General features: G+C 73.7%; 6 protein-coding genes. All 6 read right to left on the reverse strand.

All coding sequences use genetic code 11. The annotated features are described in order from the left end of the window. Positions 1 to 5: 5 nt before the first annotated feature. On the reverse strand, positions 6 to 1,364 hold the full coding sequence (locus L2C96_RS16190) for an acetyl-CoA carboxylase biotin carboxylase subunit (protein ID WP_237336773.1): 1,359 nt from the start codon (positions 1,362 to 1,364) through the stop codon (positions 6 to 8). Next, positions 1,361 to 1,822: an acetyl-CoA carboxylase biotin carboxyl carrier protein gene (locus L2C96_RS16195; protein ID WP_237336774.1), complete on the reverse strand. Its 462-nt coding sequence runs from the start codon at positions 1,820 to 1,822 to the stop codon at positions 1,361 to 1,363. The genes L2C96_RS16190 and L2C96_RS16195 overlap by 4 nt, the downstream gene beginning before the upstream one ends. Next, positions 1,819 to 3,513, reverse strand: coding sequence for an acetyl-CoA carboxylase, carboxyltransferase subunit beta (accD, locus tag L2C96_RS16200; RefSeq protein WP_208722575.1), 1,695 nt, complete (start codon positions 3,511 to 3,513; stop codon positions 1,819 to 1,821). The genes L2C96_RS16195 and accD overlap by 4 nt, the downstream gene beginning before the upstream one ends. After that, complete coding sequence (locus L2C96_RS16205) at positions 3,507 to 5,060, reverse strand: PfaD family polyunsaturated fatty acid/polyketide biosynthesis protein (RefSeq protein WP_237336775.1); 1,554 nt, start codon at positions 5,058 to 5,060, stop codon at positions 3,507 to 3,509. The genes accD and L2C96_RS16205 overlap by 7 nt, the downstream gene beginning before the upstream one ends. Further along, positions 5,054 to 6,940 carry a hotdog family protein gene (locus tag L2C96_RS16210; protein WP_237336776.1) on the reverse strand — a complete coding sequence of 629 codons (1,887 nt, stop codon included), beginning with the start codon at positions 6,938 to 6,940 and terminating at the stop codon, positions 5,054 to 5,056. The genes L2C96_RS16205 and L2C96_RS16210 overlap by 7 nt, the downstream gene beginning before the upstream one ends. Then, on the reverse strand, positions 6,937 to 9,308 hold a 2,372-nt coding region (locus L2C96_RS16215; protein ID WP_237336777.1), incomplete at its 5' end, for an SDR family NAD(P)-dependent oxidoreductase. The genes L2C96_RS16210 and L2C96_RS16215, both read right to left, overlap by 4 nt.

Genomic DNA, 9,308 nt, shown 5'->3' on the forward strand with positions numbered 1-9,308 from the left:
CGGCCTCAGGCGGTGGCGCGCCGCGCGGGCAGGACAGTCTCGATGAACCTCGTGTCGTGCGTGGCGTTGCGGAAACGCTCGTGGTCGAGGACCTCGGCGAGGAACTTCGTCGTCGTCGCGATGCCGGGGCCGGACAGGCGCACCTCGGCGAGCGCGCGGCGCATCCGGGCGATCGCGGCGTCGCGGTCGGGCGCCCACACGATGAGCTTCGCCAGCAGCGAGTCATAGAGGGGCGGGATCCGGTAGCCGCGGTAGGCGTGGGTGTCGACGCGGGTGAACGGGCCCGCCGGCAGCTCGCATTCGGCCAGCCGCCCCGCCGCGGGCGCGAAGTCGCGGGCCGGGTCCTCGGCGTTGATCCGGCATTCGATCGCCACGCCGCGTTGCTCGACCGCGGTGTAGCCGAGCGGTTCGCCCGCGGCCACCCGGATCTGCTCGGCCACCAGGTCCAGGCCGGTGACCAGCTCGGTGACCGGGTGCTCGACCTGCAGGCGGCAGTTGACCTCCATGAAGTAGAACCGGCCGTCGGTGTCGACGAGGAACTCGAAGGTGCCCGCGCCGACGTACCCGGCGGCCCGGGCGCCCTGCACCGCCGCCTCGCCCATCGCCGCGACGACGTCCGGGGACAGCCGCGGCGCCGGGGACTCCTCGACGAGTTTCTGGTGCCGCCGCTGCAGCGAGCAGTCCCGCGCGCCCAGGTGCACCACCCCGCCGTGGGTGTCGGCGAGCACCTGGATCTCCACGTGCCGCGCGCTGTCCAGGTACCGCTCCACGTACAGCCGCCCGTCGCCGAACACCGCCTGGGCGCTCGCGCGGGTGCGGGCCCACGCCTCGGCGAACTCGCCGGCCGAACGGACCACCGCCATGCCGCGCCCACCGCCACCGGCGACCGCCTTGATGATCACCGGGTACCCGATCTCGTCGGCGAGTGCGGCCGCCTCCGCCACCCCGGCCAGCGGTTCCCGGCTGCCCGGCAGCAACGGCAGCCCGGCCTCGGCCATCATCGCGCGGGCGGTGGACTTGTCCCCGAGCCGCGCCATGACCCCGGCGGGCGGGCCGATGAACGTGATGCCCTCCGCCTCGCACACCTCGGCGAAGTCCGGGTTCTCCGACAGGAAGCCGTAGCCGGGGTGGATGGCGTCGGCGCCCTTGGCGCGAGCCGCCTCGATCACCGCCGGGATGTTGAGGTAGCTCTCCTTCGCGGGACCTGGCCCGATCTGGATGGCGTCGTCGGCCAGTTTCACCGCGGCCGACGCCCGGTCCGCGCTGGAGTGGGCGACGACCGACCGGATGCCCAGCTCCTGGCAGGTCCGCACGACCCGCACCGCGATCTCGCCCCGGTTGGCGACGAGCACCGTGCCGATCACGTGTCCGGCTCCAGCACGAACAGCGGCTGGCCGTGCTCGACCGGGGTGCCGTCGGCGACGAGCACCTCGACGACCCGCCCGCCGCGCGCGGCCTCCACCGGGATCATCAGCTTCATCGCCTCGACGATCGCGACCTGCTGGCCCGGTTTGACGGTCTCGCCGACGTCGGTGAACGGCTTCGCGCCCGGCTCGGGCGCGCGGTAGAACACGCCGACGGTCCCGGCGTCGAGGGTGAACGTGTTCCCCACCCGAGCGTCCTCGGCGACCACGTCGGCCTCAGCGGGCGCGGGCACCGCGGCGGGCGCACCGTTCTCGGCCCACGCCACCTCGACGGCGACGTCGTGGGCGCTCACCCGCACCGACACCGGGGCGCGGGTGGCCTGCGCGCACAGCGCGAGAACCTGCTCGCGCAGGACCGTGACCACGCGGTCGACGTCGTGGGTACCGTTGGCGCTCATCGCGCGTTCTCCTTCTCTGCGTCGAGCAGCACCGCGGATCCGGTGCCGAACCGGCGGAAGCGGGCCCGCCGGGTGGTGACGAGGTTCATCTGGTCCAGTGGGAGCAGGTCGGCCAGCGTGCTCGCCAGTGCGGCCCGCATCGCCCCGGCGAACGCGAGGTGGTCCGAGTCGTCCTCTGGCTCGGGCACCACGCCGTCGATCACCCCTTGCGCGAGCTGGGAACGAGCGTCGACGCGCAGCGCGGCGGCCGCCCGGGGCGCCGCCGCGGGGTCCTTCCACAGGATCGCCGCGCAGCCCTCGGCGCTGATCACCGAGTAGACCGCGTTGGCGCACATCAGCACCCGGTCGGCGAAGGCCAGCGCGAGCGCTCCCCCGCTGCCGCCCTCGCCGGTGACGACGGCGACGACAGGCACCGGCAACCCCGCCATCAGCTTGAGGTTCTCGGCGATGGCGACCGACTGGCCGCGCCGCTCCGCTTCGATGCCCGGGTACGCGCCCGCGGTGTCGATGAGCGTGATCACCGGCAGGCCGAGCTTGGCCGCCAGCCGCATGATCCGCGCCGCCTTGCGGTAGCCCGACGGGCTGGGCATGCCGTAGTTGCGGTCCGCGAGCTCGTCCGCGCTGTGCCCCTTCTGGGTGCCGATCACGGCCACCGGCACGCCCTCGAACCGGCCCAGGCCCGCGATCAGCGCGGGGCAGTCCGCGGCCGCCCGGTCGCCGTGCAGCTCGGTGAAGTCCTCCACCAGCAACGCGAGCCAGTCCAGTGTGGAGGGACGGGTGAGGCGGCGGGCGGCGCGGACGCAGTCCCACGGGTCGCGCTCCGGCAACGCGGCCGGGTCGGTGATCAGCGCGGAGTCGGTGGTGAGCTGGTGGGGCACGTCGTCGGGGCGGCGGCTGGCCACCGACAGCAGTTTGCCCAGGCGGGTGCGCAGCTCGGCGCGCGGGCAGATGGTGTCGACCACCCCGTGGTCGAGCAGGAATTCGGCGGTCTGGAACCCGGGCGGCAGGGTCTGCTTGATGGTCTGCTCGATGACCCGCGGCCCGGCGAACCCGAGCCGCGCGCCGGGTTCGGCGACGATGACGTCGGTCGAGGTGGCGAAGGACGCCGCCACGCCGCCGAAGGTGGGGTCGGTGATCAGCGAGACGGTGAGGATGCCGGCCTCGTCGAGCTGGCCCAGGGCCTGGCTCGTTTTGGCCATCTGCATCAGCGAGATCACGCCCTCCTGCATGCGGGCCCCGCCGGAGGCGGTGACCAGCAGCAGCGGGGTGCGCTCGGCGAGCGCGATCTCGGCCGCCCTGGTCACGGCCTCGCCGACGGTGGAGCCGAGGCTGCCGCCGAGGAACCGGAAGTCCATGGCGGCGACCACGACCGGGTTGCCCTCGATGCGGCCCCGCGCGCACACCACCGCTTCGGGCAGGCCGGTGCGCTCCCGGTTGTCCGCCAAGCGTTCGGTGTAGGGGCGGGTGTCGGTGAAGGACAGCGGATCGTTGTCCGCGGCGGCGATCTCCAGCAGCCGCGCCGAGCCCGGGTCGAGCAGGGACTCGACCCGCTGCGGGGCGGTCAGCGGCGCGTGCCACCCGCACTCGGGACAGACCCGGCCGGCGCGGGCGAACCGCTTGCCGTAGAGCATCCGCCGGCAGCCGCCGCAGAGCAGCCAGGCGCCGGTCTCGGGCAGTGTGGCGGTCACGATTGCCTCCCAGGGGTGGGCACGTAGGTCGCGCTGGCGGCGGGCAGGCGGACGCCGGCCAGCCGCAGTTGGTGGACACGCGCGGCGAACGCCGCGCCGCGCATCAGTTGCGTGGCCAGTTCGGCGGCGTGCCGGTGGGCCGGGGCGGCGAGGTAGGTGCCGGCGACCCAGTCGTTGAAGGCGCCCATCGCGGGACCGCACCAGATCTGGTAGTCGGCCGTGCGGTCGGGTGCGCCGGAGATGCTCCAGCCCGAGGACAGGCCGAGGTACCAGCGGAAGATGAGCGCCATCCGGCGTTTCGGGTTGCCCTCGGCTCGGGCGATCTGGCCGGGGTCCCGCTCGGTGAAGAACCGGACGCAGTCCTGCCACACGTCGGCGAGCGGGCGCCGGATGATCCGTTCCTCCAGTTCGGCGCGCACGTCGGCGGGCAGGTTCTCCACGCCGTCGAAGGTGCGGTAGATGTCGTAGAGCTTCTTGGCGCGGCCGGGGAACATGGTGCCGCGCTTGAGGACCTGCACGTCGACGCCCATCTCGAACATGTCGGCCGAGGGCGCCATCTCGCAGTCGGCCACGCCCGCGGCGGCGAGCAGCCGTTTGGTGGTGTCGGACTGGTCGGCCTCGACGGTGGCCTGGTTGATCGAGCCGGTGACGACGTAGGCGGCGCCGAGGGCGAACGCGGCCGCCGCGGCGGCGGGGGTGCCGATGCCGCCGGCCGCGCCGACGCGCACCGGGGTGGCGTAGCCCAGCTCGCGCTGGATGCGGTCGCGCAGGGCGATCAGCTCGGGCAGCAGCACCATCAGCGGGCGGCGGTCGGTGTGCCCGCCGGAGTCGGCCTCGGCGGTGATGTCGTCGGCGACCGGGACCCGCCGGGCGGCGGCCGCCTGTTCCGCGGTGATCTCGCCGGCGTCGAGCAGGGCCCGTACGAGCGGTTCCGGCGCGGGCCGGAGGAAGCGTTCGGCGACCTCGGCGCGGGACACCTTGGCGATGATGCGGTGGCGGGCGCGGCCGTCCGGGGTGAGCCCGGTGAGGCGGTAGCGCACGATCTCGGGGGTGAGGTCGAGGAACGCCGAGGCCTCCACGCAGGTCACGGCGTGCCGCAGGCACGCGTCGACGGTGGCTCGTTCGAGCGCGGGTTCGCTGGGGCTGTGGATCACGTTGCAGGCGAACGGTTTTCCGGGTGCGTCGCGGCGGATTTGCGTCAGCGCCGCGTCCACTTTGGCCGGCACGACCCCGGCCGCGCCGTAGGAGGCGAGGAACCCGGCGTTGGCCAGGGCGGTGACCAGTGCCGCGGAGGCGATCCCGTTGGCCATCGCCCCGGCGTGGTAGGCGTGGGTGACGCCGTGGGCGGTGCGGAAGGCGGCGTCGCCGAGCGTTTCGGGCCGCAGGGCGGGCGCGACGGCCAGCACCTGGGCGGCGCGCGCGGCGGTCTCGTCGGTAGTCAGGGCGACGCCCTGGCTGTCGCGGACGACGAACACCGGCCGGCCGAGTTCGAGGAGCGTGCGGTGGATGGCGTCCTCGTCGCGGGCGAGGGCGGCGGTCGCGGTCACCACGGCTGGGCACCCCGTTCCCGCAGCTCGACGGCGAGATCGGTCAGTTCGTAGATGCGCAGGCCCGGTTTCCACAGGCTGGCGTCGGCAGTCACCCGGACCCGGCCGGGGGCGCGCCGGACGTCCTTGATGTGGGCTTCCAGGCGGGTTTCGCCGTCGGTGGGCAGGAACTGGCCGCGGTACTTCCAGGTGAACTCCGCGCCCACCGGGACGATGAAACCGGGGTCGCGCAGGTCGTCGGCCAGGCCGGAGTCCAGCAGCCATTCCTGCAGGGCATGGATGACCGATTCGACGCCGAGGGATCCGGGGATCACCGGGTCGAGGTGGAAGTGCCGGGTGAAGAACCATTCGTCCGGGTCGATGCGGCGCACCGAGTGCAGGTAGCCCAGACTGTGGCGGCCACCGCCGTCGACGACGTCGACGTGGTCGAGCAGCGCCAGCTTGTTCCGCGCGACCAGCGGCGCCGACGGATCGGCGCGGCGGGCGGCGATGTCGAGCCGCCGCACCGGCGCTGGGTTCTCGGCCAGCCAGGTCGGCACCGAGCGGCCGGCGTCCAGGCCGGTCTGGTTGGCCAGCGCCTCGTCGCTGAAGTAGCCGAACAGGGTCTCGCCCTGGTAGAACGGCTCGCCGTCGCAGGAGAGCACGTAGCGGAAGCTTTGCAGGGACGAGCCGGGCAGGATGGTGGTGGACACCAGTTCCGAGCGCTGCCGGATGGTCTTGCCGCGCAGGTCCACTTCGCGCAGCACGGTGGCCGTGCCGCCAAGGTTGCGCAGGCTCATCGTCGCGTCCGGGGTGGACAGTGTGGGGCCGAGGTAGTAGCCAATGAGCAGGGCCGCCTGCAGCGACGTCTCCATGTAGACGAAGTTGGGCATCGAGTCGTTGGCGGTGTCGGCGTAGTACCAGGAGTCCGCGGGCGAGTCGTACTCGGTCTCGTAGGTGGCGCCGTCCAGCTCGCCCCGCCGTCCGTGCAGGTGCAGGACGCGGTCGACGAGCAGGAGCCCGCCGTTGGGCAGCCGGGTGGCCTTGGTTCCGGTGTAGTGCGCGAACTCGGGGCCGAAGGCGATGCCCTGGTCGCCGTGGGCGAGGTGGGCCAGGTGGAACTCGCTGAGCATCGCGCGTTCGCCGGTGGCGCCCTTGCGGCCCAGCCACGCCGGCACGGTGCCGCCGCGCTCGGGCCCGATCGGGGTACCGGGTTTTTCGTGCACGGCGACGACGAGGTCGCTGACGCGCCCGCCGCCGCGGAAGTGCGCCTCGACCTTGACGTGCGGGCGGGGCACGAGGCCGGCGGCCAGGACGGTCAGCTCGAGCCCGCCGCCCGCGACGCCCTCGGCGTGACCGGAGTGCTGCTGCACGAACGTCGCGTCCGGCAGGCACAGGTGCAGGCCGAGGCGCAGCGCCACCACCTGGGCCGCCTGGACGGCTGCCTCGACGAGGTCGGTCGTGTCGCAGGTGGCGGTCAGCCCGGTGCGGGTGAGGCCGTCGACACCCGTCAGGACCAGGGTCTTCCCGGCGGCCAGCCGCAGGTCGGGGTTGGCCTCGCCCTGGTCGTAGGCGGGCCCGAACACGCCGGCGATGTCGCCCGCCGCGAGCTGGGCCAGCTGGGCCGGGGTGAGGGTCGTGACCGGGGTGTGCGCGAGGGGTTTGAACGCGCCCTCCTCGGCCACGGCCGGAGCGGCGGCCGCCGGAGTGGTGGGTCGCGGCGCGGCGACGGTGCGGAGCATCAGCTTCTGCAGCGCGGCCTGGGCGCGCAGCGCGCTGACGTGTGCCTGGGCGAGGGTGTCGCGCAGGCTCGTGCCGCTGGTCGCGGGAACCGGGTCTGGTGGCGGCGCGGGTGTGGTGGGCAGCAGGGGCAGCGGGTCCCCGGCGAACTCAAGGGTGGTCACGAGGTCTCCTCGATCCAGGTGCGGACGGACTCGACGAACTTGTCCGCCATGTCCGGGGTGGACACCACGGTCACGTCGGCGAAGCGCTGCAGGACCCGGCCGTCCGGGGCGCAGGCGGTGGCGGTCACGGTGACCGTGCTGGGGCCGGGCCGGACGTCGTCGAGCACCAGGATGAACGACTCACCGCCGGGCAGCGGGTCGAAGTACTCGGCGCGGCCGATGCCCAGCGGCAGGCAGGCCTGGCCGAGCAGGTCCTTGCCGAGTACGGGCGGGCCCTGCAACAAGACGTCGGCGAGCACGGGGCTGTGCAGCCGGCCGTGGAAGGCGCCGGGCTCGGTGTCGTCGAGGCGGCACTCGAGGACCAGGCGGTCGCGGTGGCGGTCCAGGATCCGGCGCATGCCCTGCAGGCGCGGGCCGTGGAACTGGGTCGCCTCGCGGTAGATGGCGAGGGCGTCTTCCGGGCCTTCGCCGACGCGCCACGGTTGGAGCATCGGCGCCTCGAGTGCGGCCGGGGCGAGGACGAATTCCGCGGCGTAGTGCGAGGTGCGTTCGCCGGAGCGGACGGCGGCGCGCACGGTGACGCGGCCGCCGTCGGCGGTGCCCGCCGCGGCCTCGACGCGGAACAACCGGGGGTCGCCGCCGAGGATGATTCCCTTGTGGACCTGGTAGTCGCGGACCTCGATGACACGCCGGCCCGGGTGCGCCCGCTCCAGGACCGCGATCATCCAGCCGAGGCCGTAGGTCGCGGGCAGGACCAGGTCGGCGCCGATCCGGTGGGCGCGGATGACCGGGTCGTCGGCCAGGCCCGTCAGGTCGCGGGAGGCGGTGAAGGCCGGCTTGGCCGCGTGGTGGTCGCCGGAGAGGGCCACGTCCGCGCCGACGAGGACGCACGTGTCGCCTTCGCGGGCGGGCGCGAACTGCTCGGCGAAGGCGCGGGCGCCGGTGTCCGGGGCGAGCAGCGGGACACCGCGAGCGGCGAAGAGATCCCGCAGCTCGGGGGTGACCATGCCGCCGTCCCAGGCGCCCCAGTCGATCGCGACCGCGTGGGTCGTGGGGTGCCGGTGCCGCCAGCCTGCCGCGATCCGGCAGAGGGCTTCGTTGGCGGCGGCGTAGTCGGCCTGGCCCGCGTTGCCGTGCAGGCCGGCAACTGAGGTGAAGAACACCAGGTGGCGCAACGGTTTCCCGTCGACGGCGTCGAGGACCGCTTTCGCTCCGGCGAGCTTGGTGCGGAAAACGCGCTCGACCTGATCGGGGGTTTTGTCGGGCAGGAGGGCGTCGGCGAGGACGCCGGCGCCGTGCACGAAGCCGGTGATGTCGTGCGGTTCGAGTGCCGCGCGCACGGCGGCCGGGTCGGTGACGTCGACCGCGAGGTACCGGGCGCGATCGCCGAGCGCGGCGAGGGTGTCGCGGACCTCGCGTTGCCCGAGCAAGTCGCGGTGGATGCGGTCGACCTCGCGCGGGGTGGGTTTGCTGCCCGAGCTGCGCAGGTGCTCGATGATCGCGGTCTTGAGGTCGTTCGCGGCGACCCATTCCGGTTCGGGGGTCAGCTCGGTGCGGCCGAGCAGGAGGAAGCGGGCTTGGCTGTGCCGGGCGAGTTCCCGGACGCAGAGCGCGGTCACGCCGCGGGCGCCGCCGGTGACGACGAGCAGGTCGGTGTCGTCGAGGGTGGTGGTGTCCGGGGGGTGGATCGCGCTGGTGTCGCTCGCGGGCCGGTGCCGGCTGGGGATGACGGTGCTGCGGCGGCCGTCGGCGTCGATGCCGACTTCGAGGACGTCGGTGGCGGCGTCCTCGAGTTCGGTGAGGAGGGCGCCGGCGGGGTCGGGGTGGCCGGGCGCGATGTCGATGGCGCGGCAGAACAGGTGTGGCGCCTCGGCGGCGAGGGTCTTGACGATGCCGCCGACGCCACCGACGAGGTTTTCGGTCACGCCGCGGGTGCCGTGCAGGCCGAGGCCGCCGTCGAGCCGGGTGACGGTGACGAAGGCGGCGCGGTCGCCGCGGAGGGTGGTCAGGGCGCGCTGGGCGGTGAACAGGGCCTGGGTGAGGGTTTCGGCGTTGCGGTCCCAGTCGCCGGTGGTGCCGACGAGGACGAGGCACAGTTCACCGGGGGCGGGTTCGGTGTGGACGGTCCAGCCGCGGTCGGTGAGGCGCTGCCGGTATTCGTGGCCGTCCGCGCCGAGTTCGATGACGGTGGCGGTTTTGGTGGCGGGAAAGGCGTCGGCGAGCCGGTCGGCCGGCGGGAGCGAAACGAGCCCGACGCGGTGCCGGAGCGCGATCGGCCCGGCGTCACGCGCTTTTGGGGCGGCATCACCGTCCAGGTAGGCGACGATCTGGTCGAGGGTGCGGAGTTCGCCGAGTTGTTCCGGGCCGA

This window comes from Amycolatopsis tucumanensis, from assembly GCF_021654135.1.
GTDB classification, from domain to species: domain Bacteria; phylum Actinomycetota; class Actinomycetes; order Mycobacteriales; family Pseudonocardiaceae; genus Amycolatopsis_E; species Amycolatopsis_E tucumanensis.

Bases quoted from the DNA above. Each gene is read 5' to 3' on its own strand.
- L2C96_RS16195 (WP_237336774.1), bottom strand. From the start codon at position 1,822: ATGAGCGCCAACGGTACCCACGACGTCGACCGCGTGGTCACGGTCCTG.